General features: G+C 52.7%; 26 protein-coding genes, 2 tRNA genes and 1 pseudogene. 28 read left to right on the top strand and 1 reads right to left on the bottom strand.

From position 1 onward, the window contains the following. Nucleotides 1-308 precede the first annotated feature (308 nt). The 6 genes from FQ015_RS19655 (at nt 309) to FQ015_RS23995 (ending at nt 2,634) form a co-directional block, all read left to right on the top strand. Nucleotides 309-384, top strand: a tRNA-Thr gene (locus FQ015_RS19655). A 3-nt stretch (nt 385-387) separates the two neighbouring features. Next, nucleotides 388-462: transfer RNA gene (locus tag FQ015_RS19650), tRNA-Gly, on the top strand. Between the two features lie 651 nt (nt 463-1,113). Further along, nucleotides 1,114-1,506 carry a putative holin gene (locus FQ015_RS19645; RefSeq protein WP_053287504.1) on the top strand — a complete coding sequence of 131 codons (393 nt, stop codon included), beginning with the start codon at nt 1,114-1,116 and terminating at the stop codon, nt 1,504-1,506. Further along, complete coding sequence (locus FQ015_RS19640; RefSeq protein WP_121856276.1) at nt 1,496-1,771, top strand: phage holin family protein; 276 nt, start codon at nt 1,496-1,498, stop codon at nt 1,769-1,771. The genes FQ015_RS19645 and FQ015_RS19640 overlap by 11 nt, the downstream gene beginning before the upstream one ends. 2 nt (nt 1,772-1,773) lie before the next feature. Further along, entirely contained in the window at nt 1,774-2,151 is a 378-nt protein-coding gene (locus FQ015_RS19635) for a M15 family metallopeptidase (protein ID WP_121856273.1), read from the top strand. 15 nt (nt 2,152-2,166) lie between these two features. Continuing rightward, a complete protein-coding gene (locus tag FQ015_RS23995) occupies nt 2,167-2,634 on the top strand; it encodes a lysis protein (RefSeq protein WP_053287505.1) in 468 nt (155 codons plus the stop codon). A gap of 72 nt (nt 2,635-2,706) precedes the next feature. Here the strand turns inward: FQ015_RS23995 and FQ015_RS19625 are convergent, their stop codons facing one another. Next, nucleotides 2,707-3,288 (bottom strand): lipopolysaccharide core heptose(II)-phosphate phosphatase, encoded by a 582-nt coding sequence (locus tag FQ015_RS19625; RefSeq protein ID WP_089624690.1) that lies wholly within the window; start codon nt 3,286-3,288, stop codon nt 2,707-2,709. Between the two features lie 395 nt (nt 3,289-3,683). Here FQ015_RS19625 and FQ015_RS24650 point away from each other — a divergent pair. The 22 genes and pseudogenes from FQ015_RS24650 to FQ015_RS19515 all read left to right on the top strand — a co-directional run. Next, a pseudogene (locus FQ015_RS24650) lies at nt 3,684-3,980 on the top strand (hypothetical protein). A 255-nt stretch (nt 3,981-4,235) separates the two neighbouring features. After that, a complete protein-coding gene (locus FQ015_RS19615; RefSeq protein ID WP_000356695.1) occupies nt 4,236-4,736 on the top strand; it encodes a DUF1441 family protein in 501 nt (166 codons plus the stop codon). Next, nucleotides 4,736-6,853 (top strand): phage terminase large subunit family protein, encoded by a 2,118-nt coding sequence (locus FQ015_RS19610; RefSeq protein WP_053287507.1) that lies wholly within the window; start codon nt 4,736-4,738, stop codon nt 6,851-6,853. The genes FQ015_RS19615 and FQ015_RS19610 overlap by 1 nt, the downstream gene beginning before the upstream one ends. Next, entirely contained in the window at nt 6,844-7,068 is a 225-nt protein-coding gene (locus tag FQ015_RS19605; protein WP_000260557.1) for a hypothetical protein, read from the top strand. The genes FQ015_RS19610 and FQ015_RS19605 overlap by 10 nt, the downstream gene beginning before the upstream one ends. Nucleotides 7,069-7,076: 8 nt before the next feature. After that, on the top strand, nt 7,077-8,588 hold the full coding sequence (locus FQ015_RS19600; protein ID WP_053287508.1) for a phage portal protein: 1,512 nt from the start codon (nt 7,077-7,079) through the stop codon (nt 8,586-8,588). After that, nucleotides 8,545-10,635 (top strand): ClpP-like prohead protease/major capsid protein fusion protein, encoded by a 2,091-nt coding sequence (locus tag FQ015_RS19595; RefSeq protein ID WP_160524397.1) that lies wholly within the window; start codon nt 8,545-8,547, stop codon nt 10,633-10,635. Before FQ015_RS19600 ends, FQ015_RS19595 begins: the two co-directional genes overlap by 44 nt. Before the next feature lie 72 nt (nt 10,636-10,707). Next, nucleotides 10,708-11,037 (top strand): DUF2190 family protein, encoded by a 330-nt coding sequence (locus FQ015_RS19590; protein ID WP_024179136.1) that lies wholly within the window; start codon nt 10,708-10,710, stop codon nt 11,035-11,037. Beyond that, on the top strand, nt 11,037-11,393 hold the full coding sequence (locus FQ015_RS19585; RefSeq protein ID WP_000554574.1) for a head-tail joining protein: 357 nt from the start codon (nt 11,037-11,039) through the stop codon (nt 11,391-11,393). Before FQ015_RS19590 ends, FQ015_RS19585 begins: the two co-directional genes overlap by 1 nt. A 21-nt stretch (nt 11,394-11,414) precedes the next feature. Then, a complete protein-coding gene (locus tag FQ015_RS19580) occupies nt 11,415-12,098 on the top strand; it encodes a hypothetical protein (RefSeq protein WP_000090113.1) in 684 nt (227 codons plus the stop codon). A gap of 16 nt (nt 12,099-12,114) precedes the next feature. Then, nucleotides 12,115-12,684 carry a hypothetical protein gene (locus FQ015_RS19575; RefSeq protein ID WP_000830099.1) on the top strand — a complete coding sequence of 190 codons (570 nt, stop codon included), beginning with the start codon at nt 12,115-12,117 and terminating at the stop codon, nt 12,682-12,684. Further along, a complete protein-coding gene (locus tag FQ015_RS19570) occupies nt 12,677-13,297 on the top strand; it encodes a phage baseplate assembly protein V (RefSeq protein WP_001006705.1) in 621 nt (206 codons plus the stop codon). Before FQ015_RS19575 ends, FQ015_RS19570 begins: the two co-directional genes overlap by 8 nt. 38 nt (nt 13,298-13,335) lie before the next feature. Further along, a complete protein-coding gene (locus FQ015_RS19565; RefSeq protein WP_000531114.1) occupies nt 13,336-14,805 on the top strand; it encodes a phage tail sheath C-terminal domain-containing protein in 1,470 nt (489 codons plus the stop codon). Then, entirely contained in the window at nt 14,802-15,308 is a 507-nt protein-coding gene (locus tag FQ015_RS19560; protein ID WP_000095754.1) for a phage major tail tube protein, read from the top strand. The genes FQ015_RS19565 and FQ015_RS19560 overlap by 4 nt, the downstream gene beginning before the upstream one ends. A gap of 51 nt (nt 15,309-15,359) precedes the next feature. Next, complete coding sequence (locus FQ015_RS19555; protein ID WP_001025006.1) at nt 15,360-15,659, top strand: phage tail assembly protein; 300 nt, start codon at nt 15,360-15,362, stop codon at nt 15,657-15,659. A gap of 102 nt (nt 15,660-15,761) precedes the next feature. Beyond that, nucleotides 15,762-17,420, top strand: coding sequence for a hypothetical protein (locus FQ015_RS19550; protein ID WP_160524396.1), 1,659 nt, complete (start codon nt 15,762-15,764; stop codon nt 17,418-17,420). Next, nucleotides 17,417-17,896: a phage tail protein gene (locus FQ015_RS19545; protein WP_000110650.1), complete on the top strand. Its 480-nt coding sequence runs from the start codon at nt 17,417-17,419 to the stop codon at nt 17,894-17,896. The genes FQ015_RS19550 and FQ015_RS19545 overlap by 4 nt, the downstream gene beginning before the upstream one ends. Beyond that, nucleotides 17,871-18,086: a tail protein X gene (locus FQ015_RS19540; protein ID WP_001142385.1), complete on the top strand. Its 216-nt coding sequence runs from the start codon at nt 17,871-17,873 to the stop codon at nt 18,084-18,086. Before FQ015_RS19545 ends, FQ015_RS19540 begins: the two co-directional genes overlap by 26 nt. Nucleotides 18,087-18,097: 11 nt before the next feature. Beyond that, nucleotides 18,098-19,297, top strand: a complete 1,200-nt coding sequence (locus FQ015_RS19535) for a contractile injection system protein, VgrG/Pvc8 family (protein ID WP_160524443.1) — start codon at nt 18,098-18,100, stop codon at nt 19,295-19,297. 2 nt (nt 19,298-19,299) lie between these two features. Further along, nucleotides 19,300-19,653, top strand: coding sequence for a GPW/gp25 family protein (locus FQ015_RS19530; RefSeq protein ID WP_001014692.1), 354 nt, complete (start codon nt 19,300-19,302; stop codon nt 19,651-19,653). Then, nucleotides 19,637-20,542 carry a baseplate assembly protein gene (locus FQ015_RS19525; RefSeq protein ID WP_121869312.1) on the top strand — a complete coding sequence of 302 codons (906 nt, stop codon included), beginning with the start codon at nt 19,637-19,639 and terminating at the stop codon, nt 20,540-20,542. Before FQ015_RS19530 ends, FQ015_RS19525 begins: the two co-directional genes overlap by 17 nt. Before the next feature lie 2 nt (nt 20,543-20,544). Beyond that, nucleotides 20,545-21,099 carry a phage tail protein I gene (locus FQ015_RS19520; protein ID WP_001469644.1) on the top strand — a complete coding sequence of 185 codons (555 nt, stop codon included), beginning with the start codon at nt 20,545-20,547 and terminating at the stop codon, nt 21,097-21,099. 1 nt (nt 21,100) lies between these two features. Further along, the coding region (locus tag FQ015_RS19515) for a phage tail-collar fiber domain-containing protein (RefSeq protein ID WP_160524395.1) at nt 21,101-22,149 on the top strand (1,049 nt) is incomplete at its 3' end.

Below are 22,149 nucleotides of genomic sequence, written 5' to 3'. Positions count from 1 at the left end.
CTGTGTGCCCTTATTCTAAAAAAAAACTACTGCGTACGCAAAAACTATTGTATCGTGTTAAGAGTGGTTACTACGCCACACAGCTTAAACCTGCTGCCAAGCGGGGTTTTTTGTGTCCGAAAAGTGGTGCAGTACGTTAAATGTGTATGTTGTTTTTTTAATATTCAGAAATAATAAAAACACATGCGTATATTTACAAATATTGACATTGTTTTCTATTGAAAAAAGAACCGGCATTATTAATATTGGTTCCCGGTTCCGAAGGGGGTGTAAAGCGGGGTCATTTTTATTTCTCTTGAGGAACCAATGCCGACTTAGCTCAGCAGGCAGAGCAACTGACTTGTAATCAGTGGGTCACCAGTTCGATTCCGGTAGTCGGCACCATATGCGGGTATCGTATAATGGCTATTACCTTAGCCTTCCAAGCTGATGATGCGGGTTCGATTCCCGCTACCCGCTCCATAGTAGTAAGGCGAGATTGTATTAGGCACTGGCACATTATATGTGGGGATAGTTTTTGGCCTCTTCATTTACATCCCGTTCTGTAATGAGTGATACTAATTGCAGTCCAGTGCTATTTTTACACCATCAGAATGGTGCATTATAGGTAGAGATTTGTAATGTCTCTGGCTGGGACCGATAATGCATCATCCCGATGTTGTAAACATCACCCTATCATTGAGATTAATCGTATATTAAGCAAAACCTGGAAATACATCCTTAACCGCCTTCATCAGGCGGTTTTTTTATTTTTAATTCGCAAAAAAGAAAACATGGACACTGATAATGCCCGTGCGGTAATGCCATGCAAGTCAGCGATAAATATGGAATAAAAAAAGCGCGGCTGTCGGATTAACGCTGCGGGACAAACTCCTTGAAGAAGAATAAGTATCGGTCTCCTTCAGGGAGATGCGTTTATATTACTAAGCATTAAGAATGGTTTGAATTCTCAGATTAACCTTAATTCCAGATGAGATTTATTTCATTTTCTCCGGGCCGCGTCCGGCACACATCACATCAGATAACACCGCACAAAAGGCATCTGCGGGTGCCTTTGACGGGGTGTTTTTTACGGGCCGCTGGTGGCCCTTTTTTATTTACAGGAGAAAAAGTATGTCTGAACCCTTATCCGGTTCCGGCACGGCTGCGGCGCTCGGCGGGGCGACGGTATTCGGGCTGTTTACCGGAACGGATTTCGGGATTGTGTTTGGTGCGTTCGCCGGGGCGTTATTTGTGGCAACGATGCCGCAGGCGCTTTCAGCCTGGCGTGTGGCGGCGCATTTTCTGGTGTCGTTCATTATCGGCGTGCTGGGGGCAGAGGTTCTGGCATCCTGGCTGGTCAGGCACACAGAGTTTAACGGTGCACCTGTTGACGCATTGTGTGCAGTACTGGTGTCAGTGGTGTCGGTGAAGATTCTCTCGTTCATCCACCAGCAGGATATTGCATCGCTGGTGTCCGGCCTGTTCTCCCGCCTGCGGGGTGGAGGAGGCGGCAATGTTAAGTAACCTTCCCGGATTGCTGAATGTGGCGTTATGTACGGTTATCGTGCTGACGCTCTTTTTTTATCGTCGTCGTGATTCCAGACATAAACCGCTGGTGTCATGGCTGGCCTGGCTGCTGATGCTGCTGTATGCCTTTGTGCCACTCAGCTATCTGTGTGGTCGCCCGTTAGCAACGGGCTGGCTGGAAGTGTTTTTTAATCTGCTGTTCTGCGTGCTAGTGATACGCGCGCGCGGGAACGTCACAAAAATCTTTCCATTGTTGAGGTGAGTATGTCGGGTAAATTCAGATTCAGCCGCCGGAGCGAGAAAAATCTGGAGGGCGTCAAATCACAGCTGGTTGCTGTCGTTCGCCGTGCGCTGGAGCTGACGGAAGTTGATTTCGGTATTACGGAAGGCCTGCGCACAAAAGAGCGCCAGATACAACTGGTTGCGGAAGGGAAAAGCCAGACCATGAACAGCCGCCACCTGACCGGTGATGCGGTGGATGTTGTGGCCTACGTTGGCAACCAGGTGTCATGGGACTGGCCTCTGTACGAGAAAATCGCACAGGCATTTAATCAGGCTGCCGCAGAGCTGGGTATCGCCATTGAATGGGGCGGGGACTGGAGTTCTCTGAAAGACGGACCACATTTCCAGCTGAAGCGCTGACAGCAGGGGCTGATTATGAGCAGAGTTACTGCGATTATCTCCCCTCTGGTTTTCTGCATCATTGTCTGCCTGTCATTGGCTGTTAATCATTATCGTAATAATGCCATTACCTACAAAGCGCAGCGCGACAAAAATGCCAGAGAACTGAAACTGGCGAACGTGACAATTACTGACATGCATCAGCGCCAGCGTGATGCTGATGCACTCGATGCTAAATACACGAAGGAGTTAGCTGATGCGAAAGCTGAAAATGATGCTCTTCGGCGTAAGCTTGATAATGGTGGACGGATGCTCGTCAAAGGCAGATGTCCAGTGCCAGCCACAACAAAAGGCTCCGGCACCGCCAGCATGGGCAATGATGCCACCGTCGAACTCTCTCCAGTTGCTGGACGAAACGTTCTCGGTATCCGGGATGGAATCATCAGCGACCAAGCAGCCTTGAGAACGCTACAGGAGTACATCAGGACGCAATGTCTGAATTAACAGAGCCAGCTTAATTGCTGGCTGTTTGTGTGAGGATGGGATTGTGTGAATGTTCAGGTATTATTATATGAATTACTGGATAAAATCGTTCGGTTTTGTATATCCGTCAAGAACTAGATCGTGATTCTCCCGATGAAGAACCAGTGTATCCATATAATCAGGTTTAAATCTCCAGCCGTTCATCTTTTTTGCAATTTTCGACAGACAGTGGTTATGCGTGAAAATTACAGTAATATTATCAGATTGTGATATTCCCAGTATGTTGTTAACTGCGCCATCATCACAGGTTGAAATATCAGGAATGGTTGCTGTTTTCCCACCCGAAAAAAAAGAGGCTGTCTGTATCGTTCGGACTGTATCTGTTGAATAGAGACCGTAGTCCGGAAACATTTTGCTGAATGCATTTCCATATTGTTGAGCTTTGTTGGCTCCATTTATTGTGATTCCATCACGTTCCGACAGGCATGTATTTGTGGAGCGATCACATCGTTCTCCATGTCTGATGAGAAAAATAATCTGATGCTTCTGGTTAATTTCAGTGATGTCATTCATATCAAGCCTGGCCGGAGTTCTTTTTATATATATGCTTGACAAGCAAACGAATATAACGAGTAAAGATATAATCAGAAATTTTATTATTGTGCGGCTGGGCATATAAATATCCTTATACAGGTGTGTGAAAAAGGACATTATTATTTGTAAATCTTATGTGATCCTTAAGGGGGTCTGACGTGGCGAAATGGGCACTGGTAGCGGTACCGGTGCCTTTTTTATTGATGGGATGCATTAGCTTGGATAAGGTGCTCCAGCTTTTCGATACAGCTTCTCAGGTCTGTGAAATTGTCGACGGTGTTCGGCAGTGTCTGCAGAACTGATTGCCTGTAAGAGCAGAATATTTTGCTGAAAAATGAAGGATACATCAGCGTCAGGAAAGCATGAAATTCTGTGTTTGTGGCTACTCAATAAAATAAATTCTTTCTGTCTCCGCGAATACTCAAATGTTGATCAGTGCCCGGTGCGGAGACGGGCTTCGATATCAGGAGGCGATGATGGAAAAAACAGAAAACAAACTGATTGTAATTGGTGCTGATGCTGCTCCGTTTAAGTTTGAGTCGTCTCAACTGGTGGAGATGCGCATCAGTGATGAATGGGGTGAGGTTAAAGCCCGCGCGCAGTGTGCGGATGGCGAAAACCAGTAGTTGATCCACTACAAAGCAGCTGATGGTCGCGCCACGACGGAGTGGTTTGGTGAGTCAATGCTGGAAGCAACAGAAGATGATCGTCATCCTGGTTGTCCGGTATTTGCCTGTATGAAATTACCGGAAGGCGCAGTTGTTACTGAGTAACAGGCATTACAGCAGCCCTTCAGTGTGAGGGGCTGCGATAATGCAGGTGTTAGAGTGTGTGCAAATGATAATTGCTCCCATTTTCACGGGTCCTTCCTGGGAATTTGGAATACCGAGGGGATACGGATGCGCAGAAATCGCCAAATTTTTGCATTTTCATCGTTCATCACCACCACTGTAATTTGTTGATAATGAAAGGTTAAAAAATAGCTGGTGTCGAAAATGCTTATTTTTTGTTCATCACTGGAGGGGTAAGTGGATAAGGAATTGAAACACCTTGTTCTTAATGTCAGCCAGTTAGCTGCGCTGTCGGGTGTGCACCGACAGACTGTCGCATCAAGAATCAAAAATATCCGAACAGCGGGTGGGCATGAGAGTAACCTCAAGCTGTATAAACTTACTGATATTCTGGCAGAATTAATGAAGTTGCCACCGCCTGTCGCTGAAGGAGAAATGGATCCCCATGACCGAAAAGCCTGGTATCAGTCAGAACGTGAGCGCCTGAAATTCGAACAGGAGGTCGGAGAACTGATCCCTGCGTCTGATGTCGCCCGTGAATTTGCTGAAATGGCAAAGGCTATGGTGCAGGTTCTGGAAACCCTCCCCGATATTCTTGAACGCGATTGCGCTCTTGAGCCTTCGGCTGTCATGCGGGTGCAAAGCATTATTGATGATCTGCGTGACGAAATTGCGCGGCGGGTGGCAGATGACAGCAAACAGGAAGATACAGAGGAGGAAAATCAGGAGGACGAATAATGCCTGTGCAGGCGACCGCCAGATCGTTGAAACTGGATACGGGCCAGTTAATTAAAGCGCCGCGCAGAATGCCTGTTGCCGAAGCGGTACAAAAATTTATGCGAGTCCCTACATCTGGTGGCAACTCTGTTCCGTGGGATCCGATGGTTGCACCGTATGTGATTGACCCCATGAACTGCCTGTCGTCCCGTGAGTTTGATGCGGTTGTTTTTGTTGGTCCTGCCCGTACGGGCAAGACTAACGGCCTGATTGATGGCTGGGTGGTTTATAACATTGTCTGCGATCCGTCTGACTTTTTGCTGGTGCAGATGACACAGGATAAGGCGCAGGAGCACTCCAAAAAGCGCCTGGCAAGAACATTTCGTTGCAGCCCGGAGGTCAGAAAACGCCTCAGCCCACGCCGTAACGATAACAACGTTCATGACAAATATTTTCTGTCGGGCAGCTTTCTGAAAATCGGCTGGCCTTCCATCAATGTCATGTCATCCTCTGATTTTAAATGTGTGGCGCTGACTGATTACGACCGATTTCCTGAAGATATCGATGGCGAAGGCGATGGTTTTTCCTTGGCTTCAAAACGTACCACCACATTTATGTCTGCAGGTATGACGCTGGTGGAGAGTTCCCCTGGACGTGAGATCACAAACAGCAAATGGCGCAGAACGTCACCGCATGAAGCCCCGCCCACAACGGGGATCCTTTCTCTGTATAACCGTGGCGATCGTCGTCGCTGGTACTGGCCCTGCCCGGATTGTGGTGATTATTTCCAGCCATCGATGGAGGCTATGACGGGATATCGTGACAATCCTGATCCTGTAAAAGCCAGTGAAGCGGCTCATATATTGTGTCCGCATTGTGGCAGCCCAATCACTGCAGATATGAAACGTGAGCTGAATGGTCGCGGTGTCTGGTTGCGTGAAGGAGAGCATATTGACAGAGAAGGGAATGTTACCGGAACGCCCCGTCATTCAAGGATTGCCAGCTTCTGGATGGAAGGCCCCGCGGCAGCCTATCAGACCTGGGCGCAACTGGTTTACAAACTACTGACTGCTGAGCAGGAATATGAAGCCACAGGCAGTGAGGAAACACTGAAGGCGGTGATTAACACCGACTGGGGATTACCTTATTTGCCTCGTTCCGCCATGGAGTTGCGCAGTGCAGATGTTCTGATGCAGCGGGCCGGGAATTACGGTAAGCGCCTGGTACCGCCGAAAGTGCGTTTTCTTATTGCGGCTGTGGACGTGCAGGGCGGGAAGAACCGACGGTTTGTGGTGCAGATTATTGGTTATGGCGAGGACGGCGAACGCTGGCTGGTGGACCGTTATAACATCCGACAGTCATTGCGCTGTGATGAAAATGGCGAAGCATTACCTGTGCATCCCGGGGCTTACCCTGAAGACTGGCAATTACTGGTCACCGATGTACTGGAGAAAACGTATCCGCTCCAGTCCGATCCGGCCCGCAGAATGCCTGTACTGGCAATGGCGGTGGACAGTGGTGGTGAGGACGGGGTGACGGATAACGCCTATAAATTCTGGCGAAAATGTCGTCAGGATGGACTGGGGCGACGGGTTTTTCTGGTAAAGGGAGACAGCACGAAACGCCAGAAAATTATCACCATCACGCACCCGGATAATACCGGGCGAAGCGATCGTCGTGCTGATGCTCAGGGGAAGGTGCCGGTATATCTCCTGCAGACAGACCTGCTGAAAGATCAACTAAGCAATAACCTGCAACGTGAAATGCCCGGACCAGGCTACATTCATTTTCCTGACTGGCTCGGGGAGTGGTTTTATGAAGAGTTGACCTACGAGGAACGCGGTGCTGACGGGAAATGGCGCAAGCCGGGAAAAGGGAATAACGAAGCATTTGACCTTTTTTGTTATGCCCATGCCGTCGCCATTCTGCGTGGCTATGAAAAAATCCGTGACTGGAGCAACCCTCCCCAGTGGGCAAGAGGGCAGGATGCTGATGCGGGTGCTTCGGCAGACAGACGTTCTTCCGGCGCAGAGGACAAGAAAAACGTTGCCGGAAGAGATGAGCGGCAAAAAGCAGCGTCGCCGGAAGCGTTATCCGGAAACTGGTTATCACTACCCCGAAACGGAGGATGGTTGTGAAAAAAGATGAGATTTTCCAGATGCTGGTTATCGTGCGTCAGGCATACAGGGATTCCCTGGATGGTAAAAGTGTGTCTTTTACCGGGGTGAATGGCAGGGCGATCACCAACCATGATCCTGTTGCATTGCGCAGGGAGCTTGAATACTGGGAAAAACGCTGGGCGGCAGCCTGCCAGCCCACAAGGAAACCGTACAAACTCGCCCGTTTCTCCTGAGGTTTTTTATGGGTTTTTTTGATAAAGCACTTGGCGCAATTGCGCCAGGGTGGGCGGTATCGCGCGCCAGAAACAAAACGCTGCTGAGAGCTTATGAGGCGGCGCAGCCTTCACGCCTGAATAAAGCCCGGCGCGAGAGTCGTTCTGCCGATACAGCGGTTTTTTCTGCCGGCACCTCGTTAAGGGAACAGGCCAGAGCACTGGATGAAGATCACGATATCGTGATTGGTCTGCTGGATAAGCTGGAAGAGCGGGTTATTGGTGCGCAGGGGATCCAGATTGAACCACAACCACTGAGAAGCGATGGCACCCTGCATGAATCGCTGGCAGAGCAGATCTCGGCATTGTGGTCTGAATGGTCTGTTCGCCCTGAGGTCACGGGGATGTTCACCCGCCCGGAGGCTGAACGGATGGCGTTGCGATCTGCTTTGCGCGATGGTGAGATGTTCGTACAACTGGTGCGTGGTCCTGTCGCCGGTCTGAATCATTCCACTATGGTGCCATTATCACTGGAGCTTCTCGAAGCAGATTTTGTTCCGGTCAGTCTGAACACGAACGCGGGGCAGCAAGTCCGTCAGGGCATTATTCTTAACAACTGGGGACGACCCGTAGGGTATCGGGTTTATAAATACCACCCTGCAAATATGCGCGGATTCAGCGCCGATCTCAAAACTGTTGAGGCAGACAGCATGTTGCATCTGGCGATGCGGAAGCGCCTGCATCAGGTGAGAGGTGTCAGTCTGTTACATGGCGTGATTCGCCGGATTGCTGATCTGAAAGATTACGAAGAATCAGAGCGTGTGGCTGCCCGTATTGCTGCCGCGCTTGGCTTCTACATTAAACGCGGTGATGCGGCCAGCTTTCCGACGGATAACGACTGGACACCTCCAGAACAAAAAAACCGGTATTTTGATATTTCGCCGGGCATGATTTTTGACGAACTGGCCCCCGGTGAAGATCTGGGAATGGTGGAGTCTAACCGCCCGAACGTTCATCTTTATGAATTCCGTAACGGTCAGTTGCGTGCTGTGGCTGCCGGAACCCGCGGCAGCTATTCCAGTATTGCCCGTGACTATAACGGCTCCTACAGTTCGCAGCGCCAGGAACTGGTGGAAGGTTACGAAGGCTACGGGGTTTTACAGCAGTGGTTTGTCGGTCAGTACAGCCGCCCGGTGTACCGGGCATGGCTGGAGCAGGCAAAGCCTTTTCTTGATATTCCTCCTGATGTTGATATGTCCACGCTTTTCAATGCCACTTATCTTGGTCCGGTGATGCCGTGGATTGATCCGGTGAAGGAGGCTGCAGCATGGCGGGCCATTCTTCGCGGTGGTGCCGGGACGGAGGCCGAGTGGATACGTGCCCGAGGGCAGTCACCGCAGGAGGTCAAACGTCAGCGACTGCGTGAAACTGAATTTAACCGGGAAAACGGGCTGGTGTTCGATTCTGACGCCGCTAACGATAAAGGAGTGATCCCTGATGCAGCAAATGATAAACCCGCGTCTTCGCGGGACGATGATTAATCCCCGCGCCAGCCTTGCGGGGGTGGATGCCGCTAATGGTCAGTGCTGGTATGAAATCCGTGCACAGACTGTCGGGCGGGTGGAAATTTACCTCTATGACGTGATTGGCGGATGGGGCATCACTGCGCAGCAGTTTATTGCTGACTGTAAGGATGCGGGGGTGTTTGAGGCCAGCGCCATTGATCTGCATATCCACAGCCCGGGCGGTGATGTGATGCAGGGCTTTGCCATCTTTAACACGCTGTCACGCCTGAAAGCGAAGGTGGATATCTGGGTGGACGGTGTTGCTGCCAGCATGGCCTCCATGATTGTCTGCCTGCCTGGCGCCACAGTGCATATGCCTGAAAATTCCTGGCTGATGATCCACAAGCCGTGGGGCGGGATCGCCGGTGATTCTGATGATATGCGTGATTATGCCGACTGGCTGGATCGCAATGAGGCGCTGATGCTGTCAGCCTACATGAATAAAACCGGACTCGGGCAGGAGGAGCTGGAAGCCATGCTGAAAGCAGAAACCTGGCTGAACGGTGCTGAAGCCGTGGAAAAAGGCTTCGCTGATACGCTTGAACCTGAATTACAGGCTGTGGCCTGTGTGAACCAAAATAAACTGAAGGATTATCATAATATGCCAGAACAGCTTAACGCGCTTTTTGCTCCGCGTGCGGAAACGACGAACGGACAGCCGCAGGAGCCGAAAGCAACCCCGCAAAATGCGCAACAGATTGCTGCTCAGCAGGCACCATCAACCGGAAATGTGGATATCAGCGCAATTGCTTCGCAGGTTCAGCAACAACTGATGGCAGCCAATGCGGAACGTGTGCAGGCTGTAACCGCAGTTTTTGCCTCTTTCCCGTCTTATGCCGCACTGAAAGCGGAGTGTCTGAACGACATGACCTGTACGGAAGCACAGGCCCGTGAAAAACTGTTGCAGGCGCTGGCAGCCGGAACGACACCAAGTGCAGGCCCGGGCGCTGTTCATATTCATGCCGGGAACGGTAATCTGGTCGGCGATTCCATTCGTGCGGCTGTGATGGCACGCGCCGGATATGCCGAAGCAGAAAAAGATAATGCTTATAACGGTTTTACACTGCGCGAGCTGGCGCGTGCTTCGCTGGTTGATCGCGGTATCGGTATCTCCGGTCATTCCGCACCGATGGCGATGGTTGGGCTGGCATTTACTCACAGCAGCAGCGATTTCGGCAATATCCTGATGGATGTGGCTCATAAAGCTGCGTTGCAGGGCTGGGATGATGCCAGCGAAAATTTTGACAAATGGACCCGCAAGGGAACGCTGACTGATTTTAAAACCGCGCATCGTGTCGGGCTGGAAACTTTCCCGACGCTACGAAAAGTATTGCCGGGGGCTGAATATAAATATGTGACCCTGAAAGATCGTGGCGAACCGATTGCACTGGCGACGTATGGCGAATTGTTCAGCATTGATCGCCAGACCATCATCAATGATGACCTGGATATGCTGACCCGTATTCCGATGGCAATGGGGGCTGCTGCGCGGACTACCGTGGGTGATCTGGTCTGGGCCGTGCTGACCAGCAATCCGAAAATGTCGGATGGCAAACCGCTGTTCCATGCAGATCATGGCAACCTGGTGACTGCAGATTTGTCTATTGAGGGGCTGGATTCCGGGCGTAAAGCTATGCTGCTCCAGAAATCGGGTGACCGTCGCCTGAACATTCGTCCTGCTTTTATGTTGACGCCTGTTGCCATTGAGTCGCGTGCCAATCAGTTGATTAAGTCTGCCAGCGTGCCCGGTGCAGATGCGAACAGCGGCATTATTAACCCGATTCAGAATTTTGCCACGGTTCTGTCAGAGGCCCGTCTTGATGACAGCAGCCCGACGGATTATTACCTGGTGGCAGCGCAGGGGCGTGACACGATTGAAGTGGCTTACCTCGACGGTATTGATACGCCGTATCTGGAGCAGCAACAGGGCTTTACGGTTGATGGTGCAGCATTCAAGGTGCGCATTGATGCCGGAGTGGCACCGCTTGACTGGCGTGGCATGGTCAAAGTGAAAAAACAGTAAATAACCGCCGGACAGGGCGGTTTTTTTATGGCTGAAGCGGCGTACCAGGCGCCGCATTTACCGGAGAAGAAAATGTCAAAAAATTTTGTTCAGGACGGAAAAAACGTCGACTGGCTGAATGGGACCGGAAAGGTGGTGTCATCTGGCTATCTGGTTGTTCAGGATAATCTTGTTGGTGTTGCTCATGCTGATATTCCGGACGGGGATGTGGGCATTCTGCATACGGTGGGGGTTTTTTCTTTGCCTAAAGAGGCAGAGGCACTGACGCAAGGCAAGCTGGTGTATTTCAAAGCAGATACGGCAACACTGACGGCAACGAAATCAGGTAATACGCTGGTGGGAACAGTATGGGCATCGGCTGAAGCCGGAGATGCCTGTGTTTGTGTGCGTCTGGGGTACTGATGCATCGATTTTATAAACGGCTGATGCGGGCAGATGCCCGCATTTCCCGGCTTTTTTCCGAGGAGTGTCCGGCGATACTGTCTATTGGCAGCGAGCGTCGCCCTGTTATGGTGATTTTTGAATCTCCGGATGCGCCGGTTCGTGTCCCGGGTGGTGGAGAAATTAACGATCAGGCTCCGGCATTCAGCGCACTGACAGAGGATATTAAGGGGCTCAGCACAAACTGTGCAGTGGAGCTGAACCACGAATTTTACCGCGTCACGCATATTGGTGCGGATGAAATGGGGCGCACACGCGTAACGCTCGGGCGAGGACGGGGGACGTCGTTACCGTCCATCGAATGGAGTAAAAAATAAACTTCATAAGGAGATATCGCAATGGCGCGGGCATCACGCATCCGGAGAAATCTGTTATTTGATATCGACGTCGAAGAATTGTGGGATATTGCGGCGCAGGCTGGCGCAACGCAGCACCAGTTTCGTCTGGCCTATTCCCGCGCACTGAAGCGAACGGCATCAAAAATGCGCATGAAGGCGCTTGCGGAACTGAAAACCGGTCTGGCGCCCCGCAAAATGGACATGCTGCGCAGGCGTCTTTTTTCCACTCGCATTACCCGGGGTAATGCAATGGATGAAGCCCGTTTCTGGTTTGGTCTTAATGCGATCAAGATAAAGGATCTACGCGGACGCATTCGTGGACGACGTGTTCGTCATCATGATCTCCGTGATCCGGTAACCGGGCGGTTTATCAAAGAGAACCGTGCCCGACGGCGTCGCCGCAAAGCCAGCGATCCCGTTTTTGAGCCCAACGGTTCGTTTTTATCTCCTGCCACGTATGAAAACGGGCTGGTGATACGCAGCCGTAAAGAGAACCGACGAACGATCATCATCAAAAATCCGGAGACGGGGCGCGTCCGTGAAGCCGAGGCCAACATTTACGCCCGCACGATGGATTACGTGGAGGATGTGGCTTTTGCGGAGTGCCTGGAGATTTTTATGAAAGAGTTCGAATCAGACATCCGGCGACGCGCGAAGTACGGCATTACCGTGACCCCCCGATAAAAAACGTGAGGATGTAATGGCTGAACCCTTATGCATGGCATCCTGGCACACTGCTGTGCTGGATGCCCTGAAAAAACTTAAATGGATCAATGATGCGGACACCTATCCGGAACGGGTCACGCAGCTGGTCACTCCGGCGGTGTTTCTGGCGGTCGATGGCTGGGATGCGAAAAGCAATGCAGACGGGCAGATGACGGTGGTGTTGTCTGCCGCGTTGTGGGTACTGGTTGACCGTGCCGGTGAGCCGGAAGAAGAAAAAAAAGAAGAACGCAAGGCGATAAAGCCGGATATTTTTATCCGTTCGGCAGCCGCCGATCTGACGCATTGGCTCGACGGGCAGACGTTCGGACTGGCAAATGTGGAGCCTGCCATTTTTATATCAGCGGACGCAGATGAAACCGATCCGCGCCTGGATGATTATCTGGTCTGGCAGATTTTATTTAACCAGACGGTGACGTTTGGTATGGATCCCTTTGCCACGGATAACCTGCCGCTACAGCGGGCCTGGCTGGGCGTGGCACCGGAGATCGGGCGACAGCATGTGGATGATTACCGGCTGATTTTTGAGGGAAAGCCACGTGAATGAGGTTCTGGGGGATTTACAGCGTCGCCTGGCAAATATGGTCCGGCGTGGGGTGATCCACTCGGTGCGGCTGGACGGTGGTTTTCCGGAATGCCGCGTGGATCTGGGGGATATTGTGACCACCTGGCTGCCATTGTGTCAGGGTTTTGCCGGAAAAAACCGGGCAGATTTTGAGCCGTTTGCTGTGGGCGATGCGGTCACGGTACTGTCAGAGGCCGGGGAGCTGAATAACGGTCGTGTTTTTCCCGGCTGGAACACCGGTGCGGCACCGGCTCCGCAGGGCAGCGACAGTGAGCACATCACCCGTTACGGAGATGGTACTGAAATTTGCTATAACCGGGAGACGCACTCACTGACCATTATTCTGGCGGAAGGGGGCACCTATGCCATTACCGGGAATGGTGTGCTTGACGGAAACGTCGTGATTTCAGAAAACCTGATCGTGAACGGACGCACGATGGTTGAAGGTGAAGTGGTGGTGAAAAGTGATTTTTATGCAAAAGGCGAGGTGACGGATAAATCCGGCAGCATGAGCCGGATCCGGAAAACGTTTAATGGACACGACCATCCCGGAGACAGTGGGGGAACCACGAAAATACCGAATCAGAAAATGTGACCTGCTGCGGCAGGTTTTTTTATGTCCGGAGAATGCAAATGGGGCAATTACATGGTGTGGAAACCATCGAGCTGACGACAGGCACGGTGGCAGTAACCACAATAGAGACAGCCATTATTGGTGTGGTGGGAACCGCACCGCAGGCTGCCGGGGCTGTTGCAGCAACACTGACAGCGGGAACGCCGCTGCTGGGTAATGAGCTGACCTTTACGGCAAAAGTGGGGGGACGGAGCGGAAATACAATTACCGTTATTGCTGAACAGGCTTTACAGGCAGCAAAAGAAAAAAGTGCGGGTGCGGTTCCCACGTCAGCAAAATGGGAAAACGGAAGTCTGTTGATTTGGCTTGGATGCAGTGAAGAGGGGGCTGGTAATGCCACCGTCAGTGATGTTGTGACGGCAGTGAATGGTGCGGCGGGGGCCGGGGTGATTGCCTCCGGTAGTGGTGACGGTGTTGTGTCGCCGTTTTCCGGCACACTGAGTGGTGGCGAAGATGAACCGTTTCCGCTGAATACGCCAGTGACGATGGCGGGGACAACGGCGCTTTCACGTCTGGGGAGCGCCGGAACACTGAAGCAGGCGCTGACGGAGATTAACGACCAGCGTAACGCGCTGTCGGTGATCGTCCGGGTGGAAGAAAAAACGAATCCGGAAGAGCAGCGTGCTGCCATTCTTGCGGGGATCAGCGTGCTGTCATCGGCAAAATCCGTCACCACGTATCAGCCACGTATTGTGATCGCACCAGGATTCAGTGAAGACGATGCGGTGGGTAAGGCACTGGAAACTGTGGCCGGAAAACTGCGTGCAGTGGCGTACGTGGATTGTACTGCGGGCGCGACACTGCAGGATGTGGTGCAGCGTCGCCAGTCTTACGGTGCCCGGACTGAATTACTGCGTCCGCGTGTGCAGGTCAGTAATGCAGAGGGGCAGCTGGTGTATCGCCCGTATTCAGCGTTTGCTGCCGGACTGCGTGCCCGTATTGACTATGAAAAAGGGTGGTGGTGGAGCAAATCAAACCAGGAGGTTTACAACATCCTCGGTGTTGAGAAGGTGGATGAATTTATCCTCGGTGAGCGCAACTGCGATGCCAACCTGCTTAATATGCAGAATATCTCCACCCTGATCCGCCGTGCCGGATTTAAACACTGGGGAAACCGGCTGTGCTCGTCCCATCCCCAGTGGCATTTTGAGTCCGTCCGCCGTACTGCGGATGTGATTGAAGACAGTATCCAGGAGGCGATGCTGGCATATGTTGACCGCCCGCTCGATCGCCAGAATGCGGATGACATTATCGGCACCATTAATGCGTATATGCGTCGTCTGGTGGCAGAAGGTGCCATCTTCGGGGGGCGGGCCTGGCTGGATCCGGAACTGAATACCGCTGAAACGCTGGCAGCCGGTGAACTGTACATCAACTATGACTTCGGCCCCAAATCGCCGACGGAACTTATCAGCATGCGGGTGAGCGTCAACAACGAATACGGCATTAAGGAGATGACGGCAACATGAGCAGCAAAAACACATTACGCGCCTGGACTTTTTTCCGCCAGGGGGTCCGTATTCAGGGAGCGCATGAATTCACGCCACCCACGCTGTCCATTACCACCACCGATTTACGCACCGGGGCACAGGATGCGCCAACCCCGGTTGACGACGGCATGGAGGCGCTGACCTGCCAGATTAAGTTTTATGGTCTGGATACAGATATGCTGTCCAGTCTCGGATTTGTCAGTGGCAATCGCTCCCGCTTCACGGCCTATCAGGGGTATCTGGCGAACGGCACCGCGCTGGGGACCACTGAAGAAATCGAAGGGTTTGTGAAAACGGTGACGCCGGATGCGCGCGGAAACAGCAGCCTGTCAGAAAATGCAGTGACTGTGGAAATCGCGGTGAATTATTACCGTCAGACACTGGAGGGGATCGAGCTCATTATGATTGATACCGAGCGTTTTGAACGCCGGATCAACGGCGTGAATGTACTTGCCGGCCTGTCGGCAAAAGTGCGTCTCTGATCACTGATTAACGCATAACGGCCTGCGGGCCGTTTTTTTAAGGAGCAGATTATGAATATTCCGGGCGAAACCCGCACCATCACACTGTACACGCCGGTCACTCTGGGGGGCGGGGCTGTGCTGGAATGCATCACCATGCGCGAACCGCTGGTGCGCGATCGCATTGCCTTCACCAAAGACCGGGGAACAGAAGAGGAAAAAGAGGCGCGTATGATTGCGCAGCTTTGTAATCTGAGTGAGCAGGATATCTGGCTGCTGACCGCAGCGGATTATGCCCAGCTGACGGATGCCTTTAATGTTTTTATGCTGCCACCCGGGAAGCGACCGAAACCGAAATCTTCAGAGGGTTAAGGTTTCTCGGGCGGCGGCTGCATTTTCCTCTTTCTGATTATCTGTCCATGCCGTTCAGTGTGTTTACGGCATTTTTACTGGATGAAGTGGAGGCAGTAAAACGTGGGAAGCGTAAGCCAGAATCTTAAGGCCACCGTGTCGTTCGGGGGCAAACTGGACAGTTCGTGGCGTCGTTCGGCGACGGATCTGCGAAAAAATCTGCAGGATGTGGAGCAGCAGGCTGCACGTTTGCGTAAAGAGCAGGCAGAGCTGGCAGCAGAAATGAAACGGGCGGCGCTGGCAGGGAAACGTTTTAAGTCGATGGAGGATGAATACGCCCGGCTCACGGCTGAAATTAAGAAAGCGGATACGGCCCAGAAAAAACTGAACCGGAGCCTTGAGCGTCGTGATCGGCTCGGACGTTTTATGGGGAAGGGAAAAAGCCTGCTTGCCGGAACCGGTAAATTTGCCTGGAATGCCGGTCTGGCGATGGGGGGCGGTGCCGTGACCACGGCACTTGGTGCGCTGATTGCTCCGGCTGCCATGAATGCGCAGACGGCTGAAACAGCGGGTAAAGCGACTGCGTATGGCGTGGATACCCGCTCGTACATGAACTGGGACGCCCTGGCAAAACAGTACGATATGACTGGCGATAATATCGGGGATCTGTTTGAGGAATACCTGCATAAGGCCGGGGAATATAAACAAAATGGCAAGCAGAGTTCTCTTTCTGACGCCTTTGAAACGCTGGGATTTAATGAGGGCGAGCTTGCCGGACTGAGTGATAAGGCGCAGTTCGAAAAAATTATCGACAGGGCACTGTCACTGAAGGATGAATCAAAAGCATCGTTTGCGCTGGATGCGTTGTTTGGCGGTGAAGCCAGCAAGCTGCTGATGCTGATCAAACGCTCAGGAAAAAGTTTTCAGGAACTGCTGGCTGAGCAGGATAAATATAACCTGGTGACAAAAGAGGGTGTGGCTGGTGCACTTGCCGGAAACAAGGCTGTTTCTGATTTGCAGCAGGTTTTTTCTTCTGCGGTTGCAGAAATTTCCGGACAACTGGGCGCAGAGCTGGCCCCCGCCATACAACAGACAGCGGGTGACCTGGCAGAGTGGTTTAAAGGAGGAGGCATTAAAAAGGTTGTGTCTTTTCTGAGGGACACTCTGTATCCGGCAGCCCTGAAGTTTGGCGAAGGTGTCATTTTTGTCGGAAAAATCATTTTTGCGGTAGCCAAAAAACTTGCCTGGTTATTACCGGATGAACAGGGCGATCAGAAGCAGATTCTGGAGTATGTCGGGCGTGGCGACATGACCGCTGCCCGGACAGTGGCCCGGAACAGCGGACAGGATGCGTGGCTTGACGGGCAACTGAAAAATAATCCGGATTTTGAAAAGAATATCCGTGAAAAATACAACGCCGCGAAGGGCTTTATGGGCATTGTAGATACGGATGCGTTTCATGAATCGGTGAACAGTTACCTCACGCCGGAAAAAAAGTTTGATTTTTCGTTGCCGGCAGCGCAGGCAGGATCCGCCGGAAAACATGATGATCCTTTTGCCAGTGCGGGGGCATGGCAGGCTGCCGTGCAGGCCATTCCTGTTGAGGGCGGACAGTTCGGCGCACAGCTGAATGACAACAGTGTGAAGAATTATAACTTCAACATTGTTGCGCAGCCCGGACAGAGCGAACAGGGTATTGCGGACGCCATTGCCGGAATGACGAAAAACAACCCAGCCTTCAGTGGTAATAATGCGTTGTGGGATGGAGGAAGTGTCTGGTGAGTGTGGGTTCGGTTATTGCTCTCGCTGAAGACAGCCTTCAGCGTGACAACAGTTATCTCCGTGGTGCTGCAGATGCCAGAGTCATGCTGATGCTGGGGGATTTCGCCTTTTCCGTGGATACCACGGCATATAACCAGCTGACCCGTGAGGCTGGGTGGACCTGGAGCGAGCAGGCGCGTATCGGGCTGCAGAGTCTGCTGCAGTACACCGGGAAAAACGGGCGAACCGTCCGCCTTGAAGGGGAATCGCACGCCTTTTTGGGGAAGTCGGGGACGGAGGCGGTGAACACGCTGTATGACCTGGCGAATAAGGCTGAGCCGCAACTGCTGGTCAGTGGAGAAGGTGATGTGCTGGGATGGTGGGTGGTGGAGCGTTTTTCTGATTCCACCGACCGCTTTTTACCTGGTGGTGGGCACCGTAACAAAAAGTGGAGTCTGGAGCTGAAACATTATGCCGACGATCTGGATAACCCGTGACGGGGATGTGCTTGATGCGATTTGCGCCACGCATTACGGCACGGAAAATCTGTCTGCCGTGCTCACTCTTGTGCTGGAGGCCAATCATGGGCTGGCAGAGAAGGGCGCGGTGTATCCTGCGGGGATCCACATTGTGTTGCCTGAAATCACACAACAGGTGTCTGAGTCGCCATACAGTCTGTGGGATTAAGGGAGGAGATGATGACGTCATTATCCGAACAGCTGCAGGCAATAAATGCCGCGTATCAGGAGTCCCTGAAAAGTGAGGAAAAACAGGAAACCATTGCCACGACCGTCCGGGAATTCTGCCCGGCGTATCGGGTGACAGCTGAAGGGCGGGATATCACGCGGGTGCTGGCCCGTTATCTTGTGGATATCACCCTGACGGATTACGGCGGAGCCACCGCCAAATCTGATGAACTGAAAATCACGCTGCTTTCTGAAACACTGCCCCTGCCGACAAAGGGGGCGCGTCTGCGGGTGGCGCTGGGGTTTAACGGTAATCTGGTGGACAAGGGCTGGTTTGTTGTGTGCGGCGTGAGCAGCAGCGGCCCGCCGCGGCAGATCGAGATTTATGCTACCGCTGCCCCCATGAATGCGGAAAAGCAGTCCGGTGATGTGCTGAATCAGAAAACACGAAGCTGGGATAATCTCACGCTGGGTGATTTGGTGAAAACCGTTGCCACGGAAAACGGACTGAAGGCCTGGGTGGCGGAGAAGCTGGCGGGGATCCGCATTACTCATGTGGATCAGGTGGCAGAATCGGATGCCAGCCTGTTGTCTCGCCTTGCCCGGACGTATAACGCCGTCAGTAAACCTGCCGGAGGTTACTGGTTGTTTCTGGAGCAGGGTGCCGGAACCACCGTATCGGGCGCACCCCTGAAGACCGTGACGCTGACACCTTCCGTTGTGTCATCCTGGAGTTATCAGGAAGGTGAACGGGGGAGCTCTACCGGCGGTGGAGATAAAAAAAAGAAGAAAGAAAAAATCACGGTTCGTTATTTTGACAAGGCTGACGGGCGAACCAAAACAGCAACCGTGGAGCATGACGGCTCGTCTGTAACCAGTCCGTACACGCAGCCGGAAAAGGAAACGGCTGAACAACAGGCAAAATCGAAAAAAACACAGGCGCAACGTAACAGCCGGAAAATGACGCTGACAGGGCCGTGCCGTCCTTCATATGTTGCCATGACCGCCGAATCCGGCGTGGTGACATCCGGATTTGGTCAGCGGGAAGATCGCCGCTGGCTCGTGGAGTCACTGGCGTTTTCCCTCTCTTCTTCAGGCTTTACCTTCACGTTTAATCTGGTGGCTGAAATCAAAAACGCCAGTAAATCAGACAAAAAATCCGGTGATAAAACAGGGCCGGATTATTTTGGTACCGGATCAGGAAAAAAATAATCATGAATGGTGTGAACTGCCGGACAGGGAAGCGTCTGTCCGGTGCGGTGCATCTGCGCCAGTCAGTCAGCGATATTCTGAACACGCCAGTGGGAAGCCGTGTTCTGGTCAGGGATTACGGCAGCGATCTTTTTGAATTGCTGGACTCTCCCCGGGATGACCTGCTGAGGCTGCGCATAATTGCTGCCACGGCGACGGCGCTGGCACGCTGGGAGCCCCGGCTGAAAGTGTCAAAAGTGATCGTGACGTTTCCGGAAGATGAGGCCGGGTGCGTGGTGGATATCACGGGGACGAATACGGAAACCGGTACACAGGTATCAACAGGAGGAATAACCGTTTATGGCAGAAAGTTATGATGTGATTAATCTTTCGGATTTGCCCGTACCGGATGCCATCGTGGTGCCTGATGCGGCGGTGATTTTCGGGGCCTGGCTGGCACGTCTGCGCGAACTGGATCCTGAATTTGATGCACTGGTGGAATCCGACCCGGCTTACAAACAGGGCGAAGTGACAGCCTTTCAGCTTACCCTGGCTTTTCAGCGGGTGAATGATGCCGTGCGGGCTGTTTTTCTGGCAAGTGCACAGAAGGCCGATCTCGATCAGATTGGTGCGGCGTTCAATGTCGAACGTATGGTGGTTGTTCCGGCAAGTCCGGATGCCGTGCCTCCGACGGATGCGATTATGGAAGAGGACGATGCTTTTCGCGAACGCATCCAGCTGTCCTGGTCGCAACTGAATACCGCAGGTGCCCGCAATGCCTATCGTTTTCATGCCCGTTCTGCTGATGAAGATGTCCTGGATGCTGATGCCTGTGGTCCGGAAGAACACGGGCGTGCGGGGGAGGTGGATGTCTACGTGTTGTCCCGTGAAGGAAATGGCACTGCCAGCGAGGCGTTGCTGGACGCGGTCAGTGCGCGGCTGAATGCTGATGAAATTCGTCCGCTGACGGATTTTGTGACGGTGAAAAGCGCCATTATTAATGACTATTCCGTGACGGCTGAGCTGGAAATACCGGACGGTCCGGATGCCGGTGAAGTGCTGGAGAATGCAAAAAACACGCTGCTGTCTTATACCCGGCTGGCAAACCGGATTAATGGCATGGTGCCGCTGTCCGCCATTTACGCCGCACTGCAACAGACCGGTGTGGCTCGGGTTATTCTGTCCAGCCCCCGGGCTGATATTGAACCGGCAACCGGTACGGCTCCCCGTTGTGCCGCTGTTAATGTGACGCGTAAAGAGGTGTGATGATGGCGGAGACATTTCGCTCACTTCTGCCGCCTTCCGCGGTCAGGCCGGAGCGGGCACAGGAGCAGGCCACAACAGAAAGCATCCTGACGCTTGATACGGATATGGTCAGAAAGGTGAAGGATCCGGATACCTGCCCGTTGCATCTGTTGCCGTGGCTGGCCTGGGAGTTTGCTGTGGATTTCTGGCAGGATGACTGGAGTGAAGAGCAGAAGCGGCAAATTTTACGTGATGCGGCATATGTGCATCAGCACCGGGGAACGGCGGGGGCAGTGCTGCGGGCGCTTGGTGCGGTTGGTGTTCCGGCGGCAATCAAAGAGTGGTGGCAGGATTCACCGCGCAAAAAACCGTACACCTTTCGTGTGGAGCTGTTTTTGCGGGAAGGCGCTGACAGTGTGCTTTACAGCCAGGTCAGGGCGCTGGTCATTAAGGCCAAGAATTTACGCAGCGGTCTGAGCACCATTGACGTAAATACGGATATCGGAAAGGAGAGCCAGTTTTATGTTGGTGGCGCGATGACTGCGCATATTGATGTGGTGATTGAGGCGGGAGAATAACGTGACCACGAAACATTGCAGTATTCTGACAAACAGGGGAAAGGCACTGGAGGCCGCGTCTGCGTCGGGTGGTGTGCCGGTGGTGCTGGACGGGTTTGTGGTGGGGGATGGAAACGGGCATGCCGTCACACCAGAGGCAGTGCAGACGGCTCTGGTCAGGGAAGTTTATCGCGGCACTATATCACGTCTGGCGGTCTCGCCTGATCAGGAAAACCAGTTTATTGCGTATCTTGCACTGCCGGAGGGTGTGGGGGGATTTACGGTCAGGGAAGCGGGGCTGCTGACCAGCGATGGTGAACTTTATGCCGTCGGAAGTTGTGCTGCCATTGAGAAACCGGAAAACGGTGTGACAGCCACACTGCAGTTCCGCCTGGCAGTGGCTGAAAGCGCGCAGGTTACACTGAAGGTGGCAACCGGAGATGGCCTGTTTCTGCGACAGGACAGGAATCTTTCGGATGTGGAAGACAGGGATGAGTCTGTTGAAAACCTCGGATTAAAACCCACGGTGGACAAGGCAAAAAATTCCGTTCAGCGTGATGGCGACAACATGACCGGGGAGCTGAAAATCCGTGGTGTTAATGCGCTGAGGATTTTCAACGACGCTTTTGGCCTGATTTTTCGTCGTTCGGAAGAGAGCCTGCATCTCATTCCCACCCAGGAAAACCAGGGTGAAAACGGCGATATTGGCCCACTGCGACCGTTCAGCATTAACCTGCGGACGGGTGAAATATCCATGTCGCATAAAGTGTCTGTTGGCGGCGGTTCGCAGGTCAATGGTGCACTTGGTATCGGCGTTCAGAACGCGCTGGGCGGAAACTCAATTGCTTTCGGGGATAACGATACCGGCCTGAAACAGAATGGTGACGGCCTGCTGGATGTTTATGCCAATGGTCAGCACGTATTCCGTTTTCAGAATGGCGCGTTACAAAGTAACCGGGCAGTGAATGTTTCAGGGCGGGTAACACCAACTGATTATGGCAATTTCGATGAACGCTACCAGACCAAAACAGGCGGCGTGCAGAATTTTCAGTACACCAGTGAGGTGTTTTA

The organism is Escherichia sp. HH26CH, assembly GCF_009820205.1.
Taxonomy (GTDB): domain Bacteria; phylum Pseudomonadota; class Gammaproteobacteria; order Enterobacterales; family Enterobacteriaceae; genus Escherichia; species Escherichia coli_F.
This window is presented reverse-complemented; position numbering and strand designations above follow the sequence as displayed.